The sequence below is a fragment of the Ruegeria jejuensis genome, assembly GCF_041537905.1.
GTDB lineage: Bacteria > Pseudomonadota > Alphaproteobacteria > Rhodobacterales > Rhodobacteraceae > Ruegeria_C.
The window spans coordinates 117,134-135,509 of the sequence record NZ_JBGRUO010000001.1 but is presented as its reverse complement, the minus strand read 5'-3'; the positions used below and the strand labels follow the sequence as shown (position 1 = coordinate 135,509).

General features: G+C 61.7%; 27 protein-coding genes. 19 read left to right on the top strand and 8 right to left on the bottom strand.

The genetic code is table 11. The features are described from left to right. Positions 1–52 precede the first annotated feature (52 nt). Complete coding sequence (locus AB1E34_RS00885) at positions 53–382, top strand: hypothetical protein (protein WP_372570454.1); 330 nt, start codon at positions 53–55, stop codon at positions 380–382. Between the two features lie 55 nt (positions 383–437). On the opposite strand, the gene AB1E34_RS00880 is transcribed toward AB1E34_RS00885, so the two are convergent. Continuing rightward, positions 438–971: a L,D-transpeptidase family protein gene (locus AB1E34_RS00880; RefSeq protein WP_372570453.1), complete on the bottom strand. Its 534-nt coding sequence runs from the start codon at positions 969–971 to the stop codon at positions 438–440. Beyond that, the gene (locus AB1E34_RS00875) at positions 972–2,144 is read right to left on the bottom strand and encodes a MalY/PatB family protein (protein ID WP_372570452.1); all 1,173 of its coding nucleotides are present in this window, start codon (positions 2,142–2,144) and stop codon (positions 972–974) included. It lies immediately after the preceding gene. A gap of 95 nt (positions 2,145–2,239) precedes the next feature. Here AB1E34_RS00875 and def (AB1E34_RS00870) point away from each other — a divergent pair, with 95 nt between their 5' ends. The 5 genes from def (AB1E34_RS00870) to AB1E34_RS00850 are packed head-to-tail and all read left to right on the top strand — an operon-like array spanning position 2,240 to position 4,650. Then, positions 2,240–2,758: a peptide deformylase gene (def, locus tag AB1E34_RS00870; RefSeq protein ID WP_372570451.1), complete on the top strand. Its 519-nt coding sequence runs from the start codon at positions 2,240–2,242 to the stop codon at positions 2,756–2,758. Then, positions 2,755–3,249 (top strand): peptide deformylase, encoded by a 495-nt coding sequence (gene def, locus AB1E34_RS00865; protein WP_372570450.1) that lies wholly within the window; start codon positions 2,755–2,757, stop codon positions 3,247–3,249. Before def (AB1E34_RS00870) ends, def (AB1E34_RS00865) begins: the two co-directional genes overlap by 4 nt. A 5-nt stretch (positions 3,250–3,254) precedes the next feature. Next, a complete protein-coding gene (gene fmt / locus AB1E34_RS00860) occupies positions 3,255–4,160 on the top strand; it encodes a methionyl-tRNA formyltransferase (RefSeq protein WP_372570449.1) in 906 nt (301 codons plus the stop codon). Positions 4,161–4,172: 12 nt separating this feature from the next. Next, positions 4,173–4,409: a hypothetical protein gene (locus tag AB1E34_RS00855; protein ID WP_372570448.1), complete on the top strand. Its 237-nt coding sequence runs from the start codon at positions 4,173–4,175 to the stop codon at positions 4,407–4,409. A 1-nt stretch (position 4,410) separates the two neighbouring features. Continuing rightward, positions 4,411–4,650 carry a GlsB/YeaQ/YmgE family stress response membrane protein gene (locus tag AB1E34_RS00850; protein WP_372570447.1) on the top strand — a complete coding sequence of 80 codons (240 nt, stop codon included), beginning with the start codon at positions 4,411–4,413 and terminating at the stop codon, positions 4,648–4,650. Between the two features lie 2 nt (positions 4,651–4,652). On the opposite strand, the gene AB1E34_RS00845 is transcribed toward AB1E34_RS00850, so the two are convergent. From AB1E34_RS00845 to AB1E34_RS00820, 6 genes are all read right to left on the bottom strand, one after another. Next, positions 4,653–5,276, bottom strand: a complete 624-nt coding sequence (locus AB1E34_RS00845) for a trimeric intracellular cation channel family protein (RefSeq protein ID WP_372570446.1) — start codon at positions 5,274–5,276, stop codon at positions 4,653–4,655. After that, positions 5,273–5,740, bottom strand: a complete 468-nt coding sequence (rnhA, locus tag AB1E34_RS00840) for a ribonuclease HI (RefSeq protein ID WP_372570445.1) — start codon at positions 5,738–5,740, stop codon at positions 5,273–5,275. Before rnhA ends, AB1E34_RS00845 begins: the two co-directional genes overlap by 4 nt. Further along, positions 5,733–6,317 carry a class I SAM-dependent DNA methyltransferase gene (locus tag AB1E34_RS00835; RefSeq protein WP_372570444.1) on the bottom strand — a complete coding sequence of 195 codons (585 nt, stop codon included), beginning with the start codon at positions 6,315–6,317 and terminating at the stop codon, positions 5,733–5,735. The genes rnhA and AB1E34_RS00835 overlap by 8 nt, the downstream gene beginning before the upstream one ends. Continuing rightward, positions 6,314–6,766, bottom strand: a complete 453-nt coding sequence (locus AB1E34_RS00830) for a DUF3429 domain-containing protein (protein ID WP_372570443.1) — start codon at positions 6,764–6,766, stop codon at positions 6,314–6,316. Before AB1E34_RS00830 ends, AB1E34_RS00835 begins: the two co-directional genes overlap by 4 nt. Next, positions 6,763–7,713 (bottom strand): 4-hydroxy-3-methylbut-2-enyl diphosphate reductase, encoded by a 951-nt coding sequence (ispH, locus tag AB1E34_RS00825; protein WP_372570442.1) that lies wholly within the window; start codon positions 7,711–7,713, stop codon positions 6,763–6,765. Before ispH ends, AB1E34_RS00830 begins: the two co-directional genes overlap by 4 nt. 199 nt (positions 7,714–7,912) lie before the next feature. Then, complete coding sequence (locus AB1E34_RS00820) at positions 7,913–8,485, bottom strand: LabA-like NYN domain-containing protein (protein ID WP_372570441.1); 573 nt, start codon at positions 8,483–8,485, stop codon at positions 7,913–7,915. Positions 8,486–8,618: 133 nt separating this feature from the next. On the opposite strand from AB1E34_RS00820, the gene folK reads away from it, so the two are divergent. The 13 genes from folK to AB1E34_RS00755 all read left to right on the top strand — a co-directional run bounded on the left by folK (position 8,619) and on the right by AB1E34_RS00755 (position 18,258). Next, positions 8,619–9,188, top strand: a complete 570-nt coding sequence (folK, locus tag AB1E34_RS00815) for a 2-amino-4-hydroxy-6-hydroxymethyldihydropteridine diphosphokinase (RefSeq protein ID WP_372570440.1) — start codon at positions 8,619–8,621, stop codon at positions 9,186–9,188. A gap of 91 nt (positions 9,189–9,279) precedes the next feature. Next, positions 9,280–9,633, top strand: coding sequence for a DNA-directed RNA polymerase subunit omega (gene rpoZ, locus AB1E34_RS00810; protein ID WP_306198029.1), 354 nt, complete (start codon positions 9,280–9,282; stop codon positions 9,631–9,633). A gap of 28 nt (positions 9,634–9,661) precedes the next feature. Further along, a complete protein-coding gene (locus tag AB1E34_RS00805; protein ID WP_372570439.1) occupies positions 9,662–11,794 on the top strand; it encodes a RelA/SpoT family protein in 2,133 nt (710 codons plus the stop codon). Positions 11,795–11,827: 33 nt separating this feature from the next. Then, a complete protein-coding gene (locus tag AB1E34_RS00800) occupies positions 11,828–12,517 on the top strand; it encodes a DUF2062 domain-containing protein (protein ID WP_372570438.1) in 690 nt (229 codons plus the stop codon). Position 12,518: 1 nt separating this feature from the next. Then, the gene (locus tag AB1E34_RS00795; protein ID WP_372570437.1) at positions 12,519–13,265 is read left to right on the top strand and encodes a pyridoxine 5'-phosphate synthase; all 747 of its coding nucleotides are present in this window, start codon (positions 12,519–12,521) and stop codon (positions 13,263–13,265) included. Beyond that, positions 13,262–13,882, top strand: coding sequence for a LysE family translocator (locus tag AB1E34_RS00790; RefSeq protein WP_372570436.1), 621 nt, complete (start codon positions 13,262–13,264; stop codon positions 13,880–13,882). The genes AB1E34_RS00795 and AB1E34_RS00790 overlap by 4 nt, the downstream gene beginning before the upstream one ends. Positions 13,883–13,922: 40 nt before the next feature. After that, positions 13,923–14,546, top strand: coding sequence for a LysE family translocator (locus tag AB1E34_RS00785; protein ID WP_372570435.1), 624 nt, complete (start codon positions 13,923–13,925; stop codon positions 14,544–14,546). A gap of 17 nt (positions 14,547–14,563) precedes the next feature. Next, positions 14,564–15,037: a hypothetical protein gene (locus AB1E34_RS00780; protein WP_372570434.1), complete on the top strand. Its 474-nt coding sequence runs from the start codon at positions 14,564–14,566 to the stop codon at positions 15,035–15,037. Beyond that, complete coding sequence (acpS, locus tag AB1E34_RS00775) at positions 15,034–15,477, top strand: holo-ACP synthase (RefSeq protein ID WP_306198016.1); 444 nt, start codon at positions 15,034–15,036, stop codon at positions 15,475–15,477. Before AB1E34_RS00780 ends, acpS begins: the two co-directional genes overlap by 4 nt. Positions 15,478–15,507: 30 nt before the next feature. Then, complete coding sequence (gene lepB / locus AB1E34_RS00770; RefSeq protein ID WP_372570433.1) at positions 15,508–16,344, top strand: signal peptidase I; 837 nt, start codon at positions 15,508–15,510, stop codon at positions 16,342–16,344. Then, positions 16,341–17,027, top strand: a complete 687-nt coding sequence (gene rnc / locus AB1E34_RS00765; protein ID WP_372570432.1) for a ribonuclease III — start codon at positions 16,341–16,343, stop codon at positions 17,025–17,027. The genes lepB and rnc overlap by 4 nt, the downstream gene beginning before the upstream one ends. Then, entirely contained in the window at positions 17,024–17,932 is a 909-nt protein-coding gene (gene era / locus AB1E34_RS00760) for a GTPase Era (RefSeq protein ID WP_372570431.1), read from the top strand. The genes rnc and era overlap by 4 nt, the downstream gene beginning before the upstream one ends. Continuing rightward, positions 17,929–18,258 (top strand): DUF1491 family protein, encoded by a 330-nt coding sequence (locus AB1E34_RS00755; protein ID WP_372570430.1) that lies wholly within the window; start codon positions 17,929–17,931, stop codon positions 18,256–18,258. Before era ends, AB1E34_RS00755 begins: the two co-directional genes overlap by 4 nt. Positions 18,259–18,376: the final 118 nt, after the last annotated feature.

The following is an 18,376-nucleotide window of genomic DNA, read 5'->3' as shown; positions in this document are numbered from 1 at the left end:
TCGTAAGGTGGTTCACCAGAGGCGCAGGTACGGACCGATTTGGGAGAACGCTATGACAACTCGTACGGGCTTGCAGCTGAAAGCGGATCAATCTCATTTGCGGCACCCTTTCTATGAGCGTGCCTTGACGGATCAGGCCTATGCCAGGCGCCTTGAGACCGACACGCGCGCTGCATTGGAAGAAATGGTCGGCCCGCTGCCCGAAGGGGTTGAATACAGGCTTGTATCGGATACCGAAAAGGTCGCCTATCTGCATATCCCTCAACAACCTTCCGAGGGAGAGGTCAGCGATGCAGACCTCCACGCGGCTCAGGGAGGATCGACGTTATTTTGCCTCAGTGTCGGCGTTACCATCGCCGGTATCACAGGCGCGTTCGACTAACGGTGATCGGGATACAAACGGTCAATGTTTGCGACGCGCTTTCGTGCGAAGGCATCTAGGGTCTGATTTCGACTGGAGTCCCGATGGGTGCCAGCCGCCAGAGCGTCTCCATCTCAGCGTTGGAGACCGCGATGCAGCCTGCGGTCCAGTCGCCGGGCAGGGTGAGGACGGACAGTCCGTTGGGCTGGCCATGGATGAAGATATCCCCACCGGGATCGATGCCTTGCGCCTTGGCGCGGGCGATATCCTCGGGGTGGGGATAATCCAGCCCCAGCGAGAGGTGAAACGCGCTTTGCGGATTGCGGCGGTTGATCTTGAAATGGCCTTCGGGCGTCTTGCCATCACCTTCCATCTGCTTGTCGCCGCCGGGCTTGAACCCCAATGCGATCTCGGCCTCAAAGACCACTTTGCCATCCGCCGTTGCGCTCATGCGGCGGGCGGATTTCTCGATGAGGATATGATCGACCTGTTCCACCGCAGGGGCCATGTCCGGCGCAGATTCGCGGGGGCCGTAGCGGTCCCAGATAACAAAGACAACCGCGACGGCAAGGATCAGGAGCGCGCCGCGCAACAGGGCCCGGCGCAGCATCTATTGCAGGTCGCGGAAGGCGTGTTGCATCCGGCGGCCTGCCTCTTCGACGCGGGCGCGTTGGGTGGCCAGATTGAATCGCTGGAACGTCTCGCCGCCAGTGCCGAAACCGGGGCCGGGCGAGACGGCGATTTTCGCCTCGTCACGAATGCGGGTCGCGACCTCATCTGGCGCCATTCCGGTGCCCGCAAAATCGACCCAGGCCAGATAGGTGGATTGCAGCGGCAGCGACCGCACGCCGGGAATCGCGTTGATGGCGTCGTCAAAGACCCGGCGGTTTTCGTCCAGATGCGCCACCTGCGCGTCGACCCAATCCGCGCCCTCCGGCGAGTAGGCCGCCATGATCATCTGCACGCCAAGCGCGCTGGGCGAGTAATCCAGCGTGGCCAGACGGTGTTTCATCGCGGCGCGCAGGTCGGCGTCGGGAATGATCATGTTGCCGGTGCGCTGACCGGCGATGTTGAAGGTCTTGGAGGCCGCCGTCAGATAGACCATCCGGTTCCGGTGCGCGGGTGCGGCGACATCCATCGGCACGAAGGTTTCGCCGGGATAAACCAGATCGTGATGGATCTCGTCCGAGATCAGGATCAGATCGTTACGCGCGGCAAAATCGGCCACGTCGCGCAGTTCCTGCGCTGTCCAGATCCGGCCCGACGGGTTCTGCGGTGAGCAGAAGATCAGCATCGATTCGTCACCTGTCAGGCGGCTTTGCGCATCGTCGAGGTCCAGACTGTAGGTATCTCCCTCGCGTGCCAGCGGGCATTCGACCACGCGACGGCCTGTTTTGTTAATCTTGTGTGCAAACTCGTGATAGACGGGCGAAAAGATCACCACGCCATCGCCCGGCTGGCTCCAGACATCCAGCGCCAGCGCGATGCCGTTGCCCAGACCTTGCGTGGTCAATACCCAATCGGTCTCGATTTCCCAATTGTGGCGGGTCTTCATCCACCATTGCACCGATTGCAGATATTCCGGGTAGACCCAGGAATAGCCGAACACGCCATGCTCTGCCGCCTCACGCACCACGTCGATCACGCAGGGTGCGGTCGGGAAATCGGAATCGGCGGTCCACATGGCCAGCCCGTCCTCGGGCGAGACGCCAAAGCCCCGCTCCATCTTGTCCCATTTGGTGCTGAACGTGCCGCGGCGGTCGTTGAGTGTGTTGAAATGCATGAGGTCGCCCCTTGAGTGTCTCAGGCAAGCTAACGACAAACGGGCCGTGTTCAAGGGGCGTTGCGGCGGCGCGGGCAATCGCCTAAATCAACCTCATGAAACGCACGATCCTGATCCATCCCGATCCCCGCCTGAAAAAGGTCTGCACGCCGGTCTCTGACCTGTCCGACGATCTGCGCCAGCTGGCTGATGACATGCTGGAGACGATGTATGACGCGCCGGGTATCGGTCTGGCCGCGCCGCAGATCGGGGTGCTGGAGCGGCTGATCGTGCTGGATTGCATCAAGGAAGAGGGCGAGACGCCGCGTCCTATGGTGATGTTCAACCCGCAGGTGGTGGCCTCGTCCGAGGAGGTCAATGTCTATGAGGAAGGCTGCCTGTCGATCCCGGAACAATTCGCCGAGGTGACGCGCCCAAAAGTGGTCGATGTGGAATGGATCGACCGCGATGGCAATCCGCAGAGCGACACGTTCGACGGGCTCTGGGCGACCTGTGTGCAGCATGAGATCGACCATCTGAACGGCAAGCTCTTTATCGACTATCTCAAGCCGCTCAAGCGGCAGATGATCACTCGCAAGATGCAGAAACTGAAACGTGAGCGGGCGCGGGCATGAGCGTCCGCCCCTGTTTGCCCTGGCCCGACAAGCGTTTGCGCAGCCGGGCCGATGAGGTGAGCGAGATCACCGACGACATCCGCGTCATCTGGAACGACATGATCGACACGATGGAGGCGATGCCCGGCGTCGGCCTCGCCGCGCCCCAGATCGGGGTGATGCTGCGGCTGGCGGTAGTCGATGGTTCAACCGAGCGTGGCCGGGTGGTGCGTCTGGCCAATCCGGAGGTTCTGCACAGCTCGATCGAACTGCGCGAACATGAAGAGGCCAGCCCGAACCTGCCCGGCGTCTCGGCCAAGGTCAAACGCCCGCGCGCGGTGACGGTGCGGTTCCTGAACGAGCAGGGCGTGATCGACCGGCGCGATTTTGTCGGGATCGAGGCGACCTCGGTGCAGCACCAGATCGATCATCTGAACGGGCGGATGTATTTCGACAATCTCAGCAAGGTCAAACGTGACATGCTGCTGCGCAAGGCGCGGAAGCTGGGGTAGGGCGGATGCGGATCATCTTCATGGGAACGCCCGACTTCTCGGTCCCGGTGCTCGACGCGCTGGTTGCCGCAGGGCACGAGATCGCCGCCGTCTATTGCCAGCCACCCCGACCCGCCGGGCGTGGCAAGAAGGATCGCCCGACGTCGGTACATGCGCGCGCCGCAGCGCTGGGGCTAGAGGTGCGCCATCCGATCTCGCTCAAATCCGCCGAGGAACAGGCGCAGTTTGCGGAGCTGAACGCGGATGTCGCAGTGGTGGTCGCTTATGGGCTGATCCTGCCGCAAGCCATTCTGGATGCGCCTGCGCGCGGATGCCTCAACATTCATGCCAGCCTGTTGCCGCGCTGGCGCGGCGCGGCGCCCATTCACCGCGCCATCATGGCGGGCGATGCTCAGACCGGTGTCTGCATCATGCAGATGGAGGCGGGGCTGGATACCGGCCCGGTTCTGTTGCGCCAGACCACGGATATTGGCGACTCAGAAACCACCGGCACGCTGCATGACCGCCTGTCTGGCATGGGGGCAGAGCTGATCGTCGAGGCGCTGGAGCGGCTCGAGCAACTGACACCGGACCCACAGCCCGAGGCGGGCGTCACCTATGCCAGCAAGATCGACAAGGCTGAGGCTAAGGTCGACTGGGCGCGGCCTGCGACCGAGATTGACCGCCAGATCCGTGGACTGGCCCCGTTTCCCGGTGCCTGGACCGAGATCGGCGGTGACCGTGTGAAACTGCTCGGATCATGTCTGGCCGAGGGGCAGGGCGCGCCGGGCGAGGTGCTGGACGACGCGCTGCGTGTGGCCTGCGGCACCGGGGCGATTGCCCTCACCCGCTTGCAACGGGCGGGTAAGGGCGCGCAGGATAGCGAAACGTTTCTGCGCGGCTGGCCGGTTGCCAAAGGAACTAATCTCTGAGGAGGGGTGCCCATGTTCTTGGTTCTGTTTGGAACGGTTGTGATTGCCGGGATCGTCGGGTATCTGGCGGAAAAGACCGGGTTCACCCATAACGGCTATCTGCAATCCATCATCATCTGCGTGGGCGGGGCGTTTCTGTTCTATTTCGTCCGGATCATGTTTGGATTCGGCTTCGGTTCGCCGGGGATGAACGCGATCCTGTCCTCGGTCGGCGCGCTGATCATCGTGCCGACCCATTGGAGGAAATGAGATGGCGGTGGTGATGCTGATCGTGGTGGGCGCGGCGGCGGGGTTTCTGGCCACACGCCTGATGCGGATCGAGGCGGATATCCCCACCACCATGTTCATCGGCATCGTCGGCGCGCTGATCGGCGGGTTTGTCCTGCGCTTTCTGACCTCGGTGATGGGTGCCATGGCCGGGTTCGTCGGCGCGGTTCTGGGCGCGCTGCTGGTGATCTGGCTCTGGCAGGCCTGGCGCAACCGACGCTAACGCTACTGGCGCGGCGGGCGCGATTTGTAAACCGGCAATTGCCACCCAAACAGCAGCGACCCGGCCCGCAGACCCCAGCAGGTGGCGGCAGAGGCGGCCAGGACTACGATCTCGGGCAGGCTCTGCCAGTTGGCCAGAACTGCAACACAGGCTCCGGCAAAGGCGCAGGAGACATAGAGCTGCCCCTGTTTCAGCACCAGCGGCAGCTCATCATTTACCACGTCCCGCATCAATCCGCCAAGGCACCCGGTGATCATGCCCATCAGCACGACAATCATCGGCGGCTGACCCAGTTCCAGGGCCACGCCGGACCCTGCGGCCACGGCGATGGACAGCGCGAAGCTGTCCAGCCAGACCAGCCAGTTATAGCGGCTCTCGACCAGATGCGCGGTGAAGAACACCAGCACCGCTGCGCCCGTGGCAATCAGGATATAGGTGGGGTTTGCGACCCAGAAGACCGGGTGGCGGTCCAGCAGTACGTCGCGCACCGTGCCGCCGCCCACTGCCGTCAGGCTGGCCATGAAGGCAAAGCCCACCAGATCAAGCTGCGCCCGGCTCGCCACCAGCGCGCCCGTCAGCGCAAAGATCAGCACCGAGCCGTAATCCAGTAGCGACAGCAGCGTCATGCGCTGGCTTTTCCGGGCTTGAAGGGCTTCATACCGGCGCGTGCCAATTCGTCCGCCCGTTCGTTCTCGGGGTGTCCGGCATGGCCCTTGACCCATTCCCAGGTCACGTCATGGTGGCGCTGCGCTTCGTCCAGCCGCTGCCAGAGTTCGACATTCTTGACCGGCTTCTTGCTGGCGGTTTTCCAGCCATTGCGTTTCCAGCCGTGAATCCAGCCGGTGACGCCGTTCTTCACATAGGCGCTGTCGGTCACGATGGTGATCTTCGAGGCCCTCTCCAACGTCTCAAGCGCCGCGATCGCGGCCAGCAATTCCATCCGGTTGTTGGTGGTCAGGGCCTCGCCGCCCTTTAGCTCGCGCTCCTTGATCACCGTGTCGCCCCGCATCGCCTGCATCAGCACGCCCCAGCCACCGGGGCCGGGATTGCCGGAGCAGGCGCCATCGGTATAGGCAAACAGCTCAGCCATGGGCGCGCACCACGATCCAGTCGGCCATCTGCCCGTCCAGCCCTTCGGAAGCCCCGAAATGCTGGTCAATCAGGGTGAAACCGGCCTCCATCATCCGATCCTCAAGCTCTTCCTGCGTGTAGTAGGTATAGTAGCGACCCAACCGGTCGGGACCGGCGCCGGTGCCCAGCTTCATCCCGATATGGAACAGCCCGTCGGGCTTCAGTGCGTCTTTGATCGCGGCCATATGGGCGGGAAACGCATCTCGGGTCGCATGCAGCAGGCTGAAATTGGCCCAGACCCCGTCATAAAGGTCACTGCCCTGCAATTGCTCGAAGGTGGCAAGTTTTGCGGTGACGCCGGGATGGGTGTCGGCCAGCGCCACCATCTCGGCGGAGCCATCCAGCGCATCGACCTTGTGGCCCGCTCTGGCCATGGCCGCTGCTGCATCACCGGGGCCGCAGCCCAGATCGAGGACGGTTGACCCTTGCGGCAGGCGCGCGATGAAATCGTCCAGCAACGGGTCGCTGTAATCGCTGGTCAGATCAGCGTATTCACCGGCTTTTTCATTATAGATTCGCAGCGTGTCGTCACTCACAGGAACACTCCTACTGACAGGCAGGCGATCACGATCACCGTCAACAGAATGCGCAACCGCATCCACCATTGCGGTGTCAGACCCCAAGCCGAAAAGGCGGCATCGAGGATCAGCAGCCCGGCAAAGCCGAAGATCAGATTCATGCCTGCGCTGACCGGCCCGCCGCCGGTCATGAAAAACGCCCAGAGCGCGGGCAGGACCGAGAGCGCATAGCCGGTTGCGGCGCGGCTACCGGATGTCTTGGTGGCAAAGCCCCAGAGCACGCCGGACATGAAGCTGAGGATCACAGAGCCATAGAACAGTTGCACGTAGGGGCCCACGAAACGCGGCCCCAGATGCGCTGCGCCCCAGGTCTGCAACCCACCATTCAGGTAGGTGGCAGCGCCCCAGACAAAAGGGATCAGACCGGCAAGGGCCAACAGCAGAGGTGCGGTGGGAATGCGGCTCATGCCGGGACGCGCAGCACGCGGGGCACTTTGAATTCCACGTTCTCGACAGCGGTTTCGACCATTTCGACCGTCACGTCATAGCGGGCGCGGAAGGCGTCGATGACCTCGTTGACCAAGAGTTCGGGGGCCGAGGCCCCTGCGGTGATCCCGACGGAACGGATGCCCTTCAGCGCGCGCCAGTCGATCTGATCGGCGCGTTGCACCAGTTGAGCATAGGCGCAGCCCGCCTTGGCACCGACCTCGACCAGACGCCGCGAATTGGACGAGTTCGGCGCGCCCACCACCAGCAGAGCGTCCACCTTCGGCGCCACCTCTTTCACCGCCTCCTGACGGTTGGTGGTGGCGTAGCAGATATCTTCTTTATGTGGTCCCACGATCAGCGGGAACCGGGCCTGCAGGGCGGCCACGATATCGCGGGTATCATCCACAGACAGCGTGGTCTGGGTGACATAGGCCAGCTTATCGGGGTCGCGCACGGCAATCTGCGCCACATCTTCCACCGTTTCGACCAGCAGCACCTCGCCTTCGGGCAATTGCCCCATCGTGCCGATGGTCTCGGGGTGGCCCTTGTGGCCGATCATGATCATCTGCAAGCCGCTATCGGCGTGCCGCTGCGCCTCGATATGCACTTTCGAGACCAGCGGGCAGGTGGCGTCCACATAGATCATCTGGCGCTTTTCCGCCTCAGCGGGCACCGCCTTGGGCACCCCATGGGCCGAGAAAATCACCGGGCGGTCATTGGGGCAGTCTTCCAGCTCTTCTACGAACACGGCCCCTTTGGCGCGCAGGCCGTCCACCACAAATTTATTATGCACGATTTCATGGCGCACATAGACTGGTGCGCCCCATTTCTCGATCGCCATTTCGACGATCTTGATGGCCCGGTCGACACCGGCGCAAAACCCGCGCGGCGCGGCCAGATAGAGAGTCAGAGGTGGGTGTGTCATCGCGGCATCTCCTTGCCGGGGACAGGTAAGGCTTTCGGTGGGGTTGGTCCAGCGCTTCGCACGCCTTGCGGCGGGTTTGTCACGAATCTGACATGGCCTGCGGGTATCAGGGCGGTATTTTCAGCACCTAACAATAGTGAAAGCGCGGTCCGGGGTGGCCCGGCCGCGCCTTTACTATGTTGTCCGTTTGCCCGTCAGGTCAGCTTGTGGCCGCGACCACGCTCCGGCTTTCGGCGGGCATCTCGCGCGGAGGGCGACCGATTACATCCTTCAGCTCTTCAAGCTCGATGAAATTGTCGGCCTGGCGGCGCAACTCGTCCGAGATCATCGGCGGCTGGCTGCGAATGGTCGACACAACCGAGACGCGCACGCCCTGACGTTGCAGGCTGGCCACCAGCGGGCGAAAATCGCCATCGCCCGAAAACAGCACGATATGATCGACACGCGGTGCCAGTTCCATGGCATCGACGGTCAGTTCGATATCCATGTTGCCCTTGACCTTCCGACGCCCCATGCTGTCGGTGTATTCCTTGGCTGGCTTGGTCACCATGGTGAATCCATTGTAGTGCAGCCAATCGACCAGTGGCCGTATGGGCGAGTATTCGTCATTCTCAAGCAGCGCGGTGTAATAAAACGCGCGCAACAGCTTTCCTCGGCGCATGAATTCCTGACGCAGCAGCTTGTAGTCGATGTCAAAGCCCAATGCTTTGGCTGCGGCATACAAATTGGAGCCGTCGATGAACAGCGCCAGCCGTTCGTCCTTATAAAACATAATTGTTCCTTCCGGTGTGTATCATCGCGCCAAATATTCCCGTGAGTGATCAAATGCGGCGGAATGATGGTCTTAAATGTAAGACAACTGTCATATATAGCAAGTGGAGCAAACATTAATTCCGAGGCCAAAAGTGACCGAAATCCGGTCAATTTCATGTGTCGCGCTGGGCGCCAACCTGAAATTCGAAGATCACCCGCCAGAGTTGACCTTGGGTCACGCAATCCAGGCGCTTGCCGCCGGGGGCGTGGTGATTCGCGCGGTGAGCCGCTTTTACTCAACCCCATGTTTTCCCGCAGGCGCGGGACCAGATTACGTGAACGCCGCGATCCTGATTGAAACGGATGCCGCGCCGCAGGAAATCCTGAGCGAGTTGCATGCGGTAGAGGCCCGTTTCGGGCGCGAGCGGGTGCAGCGCTGGGGTATGCGGACGCTGGATATGGATCTGGTCTTTGCCGGGGACCGGGTGGCGCCTGATCTCGATATGTTTCGGGCCTGGCACGCGCTTGACCCGCAAACACAGGCGCGCAGCGCACCTGACCGGCTGATCCTGCCCCATCCGCGCTTGCAGGACCGGGCCTTTGCGCTGGTGCCCCTGGCCGATATTGCGCCGGAATGGCGCCATCCGGTGCTGGGGAAAACGGTGCGTGAGATGCTGGCGGCGCTGCCCGAGGAAGACCGCGCCGAGGTCGTGCCGATCTGAGCATCGGCTGGCCCCATTTCCCGCTTGTCAACAGGTCATTTTGGGCTTAGATACAGCGCTTCTGACCTGGGTTGCACTGTGGAGGCCACTGATGGCGCGCGTAACGGTTGAAGATTGCGTAGACAAAGTACCGAACCGGTTCGAGCTGGTTATGCTGGCGGCACACCGTGCTCGCGAAATCTCGGCCGGAGCAGGGATCACCGTGGACCGCGACAACGACAAGAACCCCGTCGTGTCGCTGCGCGAGATCGCGGATGAGACGCAAAGCGCCGATGAGCTGCGCGAGCGCCTGATCGAAAGCAACCAGACCCAGATCGAAGTGGATGAGCCGGAAGACGATCAGATGGCGCTGCTGATGGGCGCCGAATCCGACAAGCCCGCCGAAGACGACATGTCCGAGGAAAAGCTGCTGCGCGCGCTGATGGAGGCCCAGGGCCAGGGCTAAGCCTGCCGCCTGGAAGGATGCGGACCGGATGATTTCATCTGACGACCTGATCGCGCTGGTCCGCAACTACAATCCCAAAACCAATGCAGACCGGATTGCCACCGCCTATGAATTCGGCGGTGAAATGCATGAGGGGCAGCTGCGTCACTCGGGCGAGCCCTATTTCTCGCACCCTGTTGCCGTTGCCGCGATCCTGACCGAACAGCGGCTGGATGACGCCACCATCATCACTGCCCTGTTGCATGACACGATCGAGGACACCAAGGCCAATTACGGCCAGGTGGCCGACCTGTTCGGCGATGAGGTGGCAAAGCTGGTCGATGGCGTCACCAAGCTGACCAACCTGCAATTGACCAGCCTTGAGACCAAGCAGGCCGAGAATTTCCGCAAGCTCTTCATGGCGATGTCCAAGGACTTGCGTGTCATTCTGGTCAAGCTGGCCGACCGGCTGCACAACATGCGCACGATCAAGGCGATGCGCCCGGAAAAGCAGGTGATCAAGGCGCGCGAGACGATGGATATCTTTGCGCCTCTTGCGGGCCGCATGGGTATGCAATGGATGCGCGAAGAGTTGGAGGACCTGGCCTTTCGCGTGCTCAACCCCGAGGGCCGCCAGTCGATCATCCGCCGTTTCATCATGCTGCAACGCGAAACCGGCGATGTGATCCATCGCATCACCGGCGACATGCGGCATGAACTGGAAAAGGCCGGGATCGAGGCTGAGGTGTTCGGCCGTGCCAAGAAACCCTATTCGATCTGGCGCAAGATGCAGGAAAAGGATCAGGGCTTCTCACGGCTGTCTGATATCTACGGCTTCCGCATCATCACCGGGTCCGAGGAGGATTGCTATCGTACCCTCGGCGCGATCCATCAGCGCTGGCGCGCGGTACCGGGGCGGTTCAAGGATTACATCAGCCAGCCGAAATCCAACGGCTATCGCTCGATTCATACTACTGTGTCAGGCCGCGACGGCAAACGGGTCGAGGTGCAAATCCGCACCCGTCAGATGCATGATGTGGCCGAAACCGGCGTGGCGGCACACTGGTCGTACCGCGACGGTGTGCGCTCGGAAAACCCCTTTGCGGTCGACCCGGCCAAGTGGATCGCCAACCTGACCGAACAGTTCGACAGCGAAGAGGATCACGAGGATTTCCTCGAAGCGGTCAAGCTTGAGATGTATTCCGACCAGGTCTTCTGCTTCACGCCCAAGGGCGATGTGGTGAAACTGCCACGCGGGGCGACGCCAATTGATTTCGCCTATGCGATCCACACGCGCATCGGCCATGCCTGTGTGGGGGCTAAGGTAGACGGCATCCGCGTGCCGCTCTGGACGCGGCTCAAGAACGGGCAATCGGTGGATATCATCACCGCCGAAGGCCAGACACCGCAGGTCAGCTGGCTTGAGATCGCGGTAACCGGCAAGGCCCGTACGGCGATCCGCCGCGCGTTGCGCGAGGTGGACCGCGAGCGGTTCATCAAACTGGGCCACGAACTGGCGCGCTCGGCTTTTGAACATGTGGGCCGCAAGGTGACCGACAAGGTTCTGGACACTGCGGCCCGGCATCTGCGCCTAAAGGACCGTGGCGAGCTGTTGGCGCGTCTAGGCAGTGCGGAGTTGACCGGGCATGAGCTGGTGCAATCGGTCTATCCCGATCTGGCCCCCGATGAGGGCGACGCAATCTCGCCCCGGCGCGCAGTGATCGGTGTGGAACCGGGGCAGAGCTTTGAACGCGCCACGTGCTGCCAACCACTGCCGGGCGAACGTATCCTTGGCATCACCTATCGCGGCAAGGGCGTGGTCGTGCATGCCATCGATTGCGAGCGCCTCAGCGAGTTCGAGGATCAGCCCGAGCGCTGGGTCGATCTGCATTGGCATTCGGGCACCCATCCGGCGGTCTATGGGGCGGGGCTGGATCTGACGATTGGCAATGATGCGGGCGTGCTCGGGCGTATTTGCACATTGATCGGAGAGAAAAAGGCCAATATCTCGAACCTTGAATTTCTGGACCGCAAACCTGACTTTTACCGATTGATGATCAGTGTCGAAATCAGGGATCTGGAACAGTTGCATTCCCTGATGCTGATGCTGGAGGCCGAAAGCGATGTCGCCTCGGTCGAACGCTATCGGGAAAAGGCCCGAAAACGGGTCGAGGCGGGATAAGGCCCTGACGGGCAAGGGAAAGGACGACACAGCGTGGTGTTCAAGCGCCGAGATCGCCGATCGCCCGTACAGGTCGTCTCGGAATTCCTGTATCCGCGCGGCGGCTGGACCCGTGCGTTTCACTATGTCAAGCACCGCGTCCGGCGTCTGCCGGATTCGCCCGAACGCATCGCGCGCGGGATCGGCGCCGGGGTCTTCGCCTCGTTCACGCCGTTTTACGGGCTGCATTTCGTGATCGCCGCGCTTTGCGCGCGCCTGATCAACGGCAATTTTCTGGCCTCGCTCAGCGGGACATTCTTTGGCAATCCGCTGACCTATGTGCCGATCGGGGTGATCTCGTTGCAGACCGGGCATTTCGTTCTGGGGACGAAATACAAGGAACGGGTCAGCAATTCCCTGCTTGAGAAGTTTGCCGATGCGGGCAGCGACCTATGGGACAATTGCGTCGCGATGTTCACCGACCGCAAGGCCCATTGGCACGGGCTGGAGGTATTCTTCGACGAGATTTTCTATCCCTACATGATCGGTGGCATCGTGCCGGGCCTGATTGCCGGGGCGATCTGCTATTACCTGTCCGTGCCGTTGATCCGCGCCTATCAGCAGCGCCGCCGCGCCAAGATCAAGGCCAAGTTCGAAGCGATCCGCAAAAAGGCCGAGGCAGAGGGTGACGCCGCTGATCAAACCTCGCTAGTGTCCTCTGGAAAACGAAACAGGGACAACTGACATGTCTGACACTCATCTGCGGCTGGGCGTGAATATCGACCATGTGGCCACCGTGCGCAATGCGCGTGGCGGGGCCTATCCCGATCCATTGCGCGCCGCGAAACTGGCCGAAGAGGCGGGTGCCGATGGTATCACCGCCCATCTGCGCGAAGATCGCCGCCACATCTCGGATGCCGATATCGACGGGTTGATGGAGGTTTTGTCCGTGCCGCTGAATTTTGAGATGGCGGCCACCGACGAGATGCAGAAGATCGCCCTGCGCCACAAGCCGCACGCGGTCTGCATCGTTCCCGAAAAGCGCGAGGAACGCACGACCGAGGGCGGGCTGGAAGTGGCGCGCGAGGAAAACAAGCTGGCCCATTTCATCGCCCCCCTGCGCGACGTGGGCTGCCGTGTGTCGATCTTCATCGCCGCTGACAAACGCCAGATCGAAGCCGCCCATCGCATCGGCGCCGAAGTGATCGAGCTGCATACCGGCGCCTATTGCGATGCGCATGCCGAAGGCCGCGCGGACGAGGCCACGCGCGAGCTGGAGGCGCTGCGCGAGATGTCCGCCTTCGCTCATTCTCTGGGGCTTGAGGTGCATGCCGGGCATGGGCTGACCTATGACACCGTGAAACCGGTCGCGGCCTTTCCCGAAGTGCGAGAGTTGAATATCGGTCATTTCCTGATCGGCGAGGCGATCTTTCTGGGCCTCACCCCCGCGATCGCCGAAATGCGCCGCCTGATGGATGAGGCGCGGGCATGATCGATCTGGCATCCCTTGCCATAACTGCGCTTGCCTTCTTTGTTGTCGCCGTCTCGCCGGGACCGGCGAATATCTCAAACGCGGCTGTTGCGATGAGCTTTGGTCGCAGGACCAGCCTTGTCTATGGCGCGGGATTGTCCTGCGGTCTGGTGTTCTGGGGATTGGTTGCGGCCAGCGGTATGGGCGCTGTTCTGCAAAGCTCGCTCTATGTGTTGATGGTGCTCAAGGTGCTGGGCGGCCTTTATCTGCTGTGGCTGGCCTGGCAATCGGGGCGGTCTGCGCTGCGGCCGGATGCCGGAAAGGTGTCGCTGCCGGGCAAAGGCCGGTGGTTCTGGCGCGGGCTGATCCTCAACCTGTCCAACCCGAAATCGGTCATTGCATGGATGGCGGCGCTGTCCGTTGGCCTTGGCCCGGAGGATGGGGTGGTCTCCGTCGTGGTGGCGACTCTGGCCTGCATCGCTGCGGGCTTCCTCAACAATGCCTTCTATTCACTGCTGTTTTCGGTCAGCGGCATGATGACCGGATATCGCCGGTTCCGGCGCTGGATTGACGGTATCGTCGCCGGATTATTCGCGATCGCCGGTCTGGGCCTGATCAAGTCGGCCTTCGCAAGATGACAAGCTGCAAATATCACCGCCCGTTGCATGAGGCACGCGTATGATCACACCGGCGTTTATTGCCATCTGGTTTGCCTGGCTGATGGCCGGGGGCTCTCCGGGCCCGGCGACAATGGGCATTGCGGGAACAGCGATGAACGAAGGCCGCACCGCCGGTCTGGCCTTTGCACTCGGCATCTGCGCGGGATCAGCCGCCTGGGGCATCGCGGCTGCCTTGGGCCTGTCGGCGATCATGCTGGCCAATGTCTGGGTGTTCGAAGTGATCCGCTATGTCGGCGTTGCCTATCTGGGCTGGCTGGCATTCAAGGCGCTGCGCCGGGCCATGCGTTCGGATGAGGTGGCGCTGGGCAATCCGGTCACCGGCACGCTGCCCGCCATCTTCGCCAAGGGCGCGGCCATCCACCTGACCAATCCCAAGGCGATCCTCAGCTGGGGTTCGATCTATGCCATCGTCGCGCCGAGCGATGCGGGCCTGATGATGCTTCTGGGTTATTTCGGCCTGCTTTATGTGGGCTCGCTGCTGATCTTCATCGGCTATGCGTTCCTGTTCTCGTCAGCCCACATGGTCCGCACATATCGCCGCGCCCGGCGCTGGTTCGACTTCGCCTTTGCGGGGTTCTTTGGGGTGGCGAGCTATAAAATCCTGACGGTGCGGTTATCGTAATGCGAGTTTTGAGGGCTATGAATCCTCTGAAGGCGTTGTTTGTATCACACGAGGGTGTCGGCTTGGATCGCCTCGGCTATATGAGTCTCGTTTTCGGTAATTTGATTGGGTTCAGCTGGCTTAAACGCGGGTTCGAGTTTGAATGGCCTTTTTTGGCGTTGCCGCTTGGGGGCGCTATTGTTTTTGCTGCCGTGTCTTACGGAATGATTAGAGGCATCCGCGGGAAGCCTTGCGGTCCCTCGTTCAAAAGCTGGATTATTGCCAGACAGATGGTTTTAACCACATTGATTGCAGTGCTGGTGCTTTGTGCCCTTGCGTTTGTGTTCGGCGAGCTTCCGAAACCTTCTGGCGGGAACAAAGGCGTGTACCTTTTGGGCGCTGAACTCGCGCTTTGCACAATCGTTTCTTTCGTGCTTTGCCGTTACGCTTTCATCTTGGGTGTAAGGCGGGGATATGCAGTCTTTCTCAGCAAGGAAAAACGCAACCAATGATCCTGGGCATCGGCACAGACCTCGCAAATATAGACCGCATTCAGGGTACGCTCGACCGGTTCGGCGACCGATTCCGCAACCGCGTCTTCACTGATATCGAGCAGCGCAAGGCCGAACATCGCGCCGATACCGCTGGTACCTACGCCAAGCGCTGGGCCGCGAAAGAGGCTTGCTCTAAGGCGCTGGGCACGGGCCTGCGCATGGGCATCGCCTGGAAGGACATGGCGGTCAGCAATCTCAGGACCGGACAACCGGTGATGCAGGTGACCGGCTGGGCCGCCGAGCGGTTGCGCGAAATGACGCCGCCGGGGCACGAGGCGATCATCCATGTCACATTGACCGATGACCACCCTTGGGCGCAGGCCTTTGTGGTGATCGAGGCGCGGCCCCTGGATGACGAGGGCGTGCCCTTGACTTACCCCGGCCCGCCCCGCATGTAGCGCGCGATCAGAAAAAAATCGGAGAGCAGTATGGCCACCGAAGCCAAATCCGGAAATGCCGTCTGGGAGACGATCAAGACCATCGTCTTTGCCCTGCTCTTTGCGGGGATTTTCCGTACGCTGTTCTTTCAGCCGTTCTGGATTCCCTCGGGCTCGATGAAAGAGACGCTGCTGATCGGCGATTTCCTGTTCGTGAACAAGATGTCCTATGGCTATTCCTATGCCTCTTGCCCGAACCTGATGATGCCGGGCATCGGCATCAATATCGACGCCCAGAACATCTGCGGATTCATTGATGGCGACAATACCCGCGTGTTTGGCGGTGAACCCGAGCGTGGCGATGTTGCGGTCTTTCGCCACCCGACCACGGGCCATGACTTCATCAAACGCGTGATCGGCATGCCGGGCGATCGTATCCAGATCCGTCAGGGCGTTTTGCATATCAACGGCACCGCCGTGGGGCTGGAACCCGATGGCGTATTCGAAGAAACCTATGAGCCGCAAGGGCCGCAGGGCCTGCGCCCGCGCTGCGAAAACGGCCCCGTTGGGCTGGGCGGCACCTGTACCAAGTCGCGCTATATCGAGACGCTGCCCAATGGCGTGTCTTATACGATCCTGAATATCGGCAATCAGGCCTCGGACAATACCGGTGTTTATACGGTGCCCGAGGGGCACTATTTCTTCATGGGTGACAACCGCGACAATTCCAGCGATTCGCGCCTGCCGCAATCTGCGGGCGGCGTCGGCTTTGTGCCCTATGAAAACCTGATCGGTCGCGCGGATCGTGTCATGTTCTCTTCCGCGGGCCGCTCGATGCTGTTCTTCTGGACCTGGCGCAGCGACCGTTTCTTCAAGAGGATCGATTGAAACTCTCAGCGGACCTGATCGCGTTTCAGGCGCGGATTGGCCATGAGTTTTCCCGGCCCGAACTGCTGGTGCGCGCGTTGACCCATGGCTCGATCTCGTCGGCCACACGCAGCGACAACCAGCGGCTGGAGTTTCTGGGCGACCGGGTGCTGGGCCTTGTGATGGCCACGGCGCTGCTGGAGGAGGACAAGACCGCGACCGAAGGGCAGCTGGCGCCGCGTTTCAACGCGCTGGTGCGCAAGGAAGCCTGTGCCGATGTGGCACGCCAGATTGATCTGGGCACGGTTCTGAAACTGGGTCGGTCCGAGATGAAGTCGGGGGGGCGCCGCAAGCAGGCGCTGCTGGGTGACGCGATGGAGGCGGTGATCGCCGCCGTCTACAAGGATGCCGGGTTCGAGGCCGCCCGCGCCGTGATTCTGCGGCTTTGGGGCGAGCGTATCCATCAGGTCGAGGATGATGCCCGCGACGCCAAGACAGCGTTGCAGGAATGGGCGCAAGCGCGCCGCCAGACACCGCCCTCTTATGTGGAGATTGCGCGTGCAGGCCCTGATCACGCCCCGGTTTTCACCATCGCCGCGCGGCTGCAGGACGGCACAGAAGAACAGGCCACTGCCGGGTCGAAACGGCAGGCCGAACAGATGGCGGCCAAAACCCTGCTGAACAAGCTGGAGCAAAAACAATGACCACACGCGCCGGGTTTATCGCCCTGATCGGAGAGCCCAACGCAGGCAAATCCACCCTGTTGAACCACATGGTGGGGGCCAAGGTCTCGATCGTGACCCATAAGGTGCAGACCACCCGCGCGCGCATCCGCGGCGTGGCGATGGAGGGCGACGCACAGCTTGTTTTTGTCGATACGCCGGGCCTGTTCAAACCGCGCCGCCGGCTGGACCGCGCCATGGTCGCGGCGGCCTGGGGCGGTGCGGCGGATGCTGATATCGTTGTCTTGATGGTCGAGGCGCATCGCGGCGTGACCGAAGGGGTCGAAGCGATCCTGGACGGGCTGGCTGACATCGGCAAAGGCCGCAAGGTGGCACTGGCGATCAACAAGATCGACAAAGTCCAGTCCGGGGCGCTGCTTGCCCTGACCAGTGATTTGAACGACCGCTACCCGTTTACCGAGACCTTCATGATCTCGGCGGAGCGTGGCCATGGCGTGGACGATCTGCGCAAATGGTTGGCCGGAGAGTTGCCCGAGGGCCCCTGGCTCTATCCCGAAGACCAGATTGCCGACCTGCCCATGCGCATGATCGCCGCCGAGATGACGCGCGAGAAGCTGACCCTACGGCTGCATCAGGAACTGCCCTATCAGATGACCGTCGAGACCGAGAGCTGGCAGGAGCGCAAGGACGGCTCGGCCCGCGTCGATCAGATAATCTATGTGGTGCGCGACGGGCATAAGGGCATCGTTCTGGGCAAGGGTGGCGAGACGATCAAGGCCGTCAGCCAGGCCGCGCGGGCGGAGCTTGAAGAGTTTCTGGACCGCAAGGTGCACCTGTTCCTGCAAGTGAAAGTTCGGCCCAACTGGCTGGAGGAATCCGAGCGGTATTCCGAGATGGGTCTGGATTTCAAAGACGGCAATACATGACCCGCCTGACGGCTGATTTTTGGGTCCACGCCTATCTGGCGCGGCTGCGGTTTCAGGAAATTCCGGCCTTTGTCGTCGCCCATGGCGACGACACGGCGGGTGCGGTTCTGGTTAAGCTCAACACGCTGGATGGTCAGGCCGTTGCCTTCCAACGCAGCTTCGACCTGATGAGCGGGGATCGCAAATGGGTGGAACTGTCCTGTGGTGCCGAGGCCGAGGTGGACGCGGCCATCCAACGTCAGCGCAGCTTTGACCCCGACCTCTGGGTGATCGAGGTTGAGGATCGTCAGGGGCGGCACCTGCTGGGCGAAGAGGGGCTGGAATAGGTCATCAACGGTCCCGGCGAGTTCGCGCAAAAAACCCTGTTGTCAAATCTTGGTCAGACACCTCAAAACGACTAAGTTGGCCGCGCATAGGATTGGCGGTCGAACGCCACCAAACGGA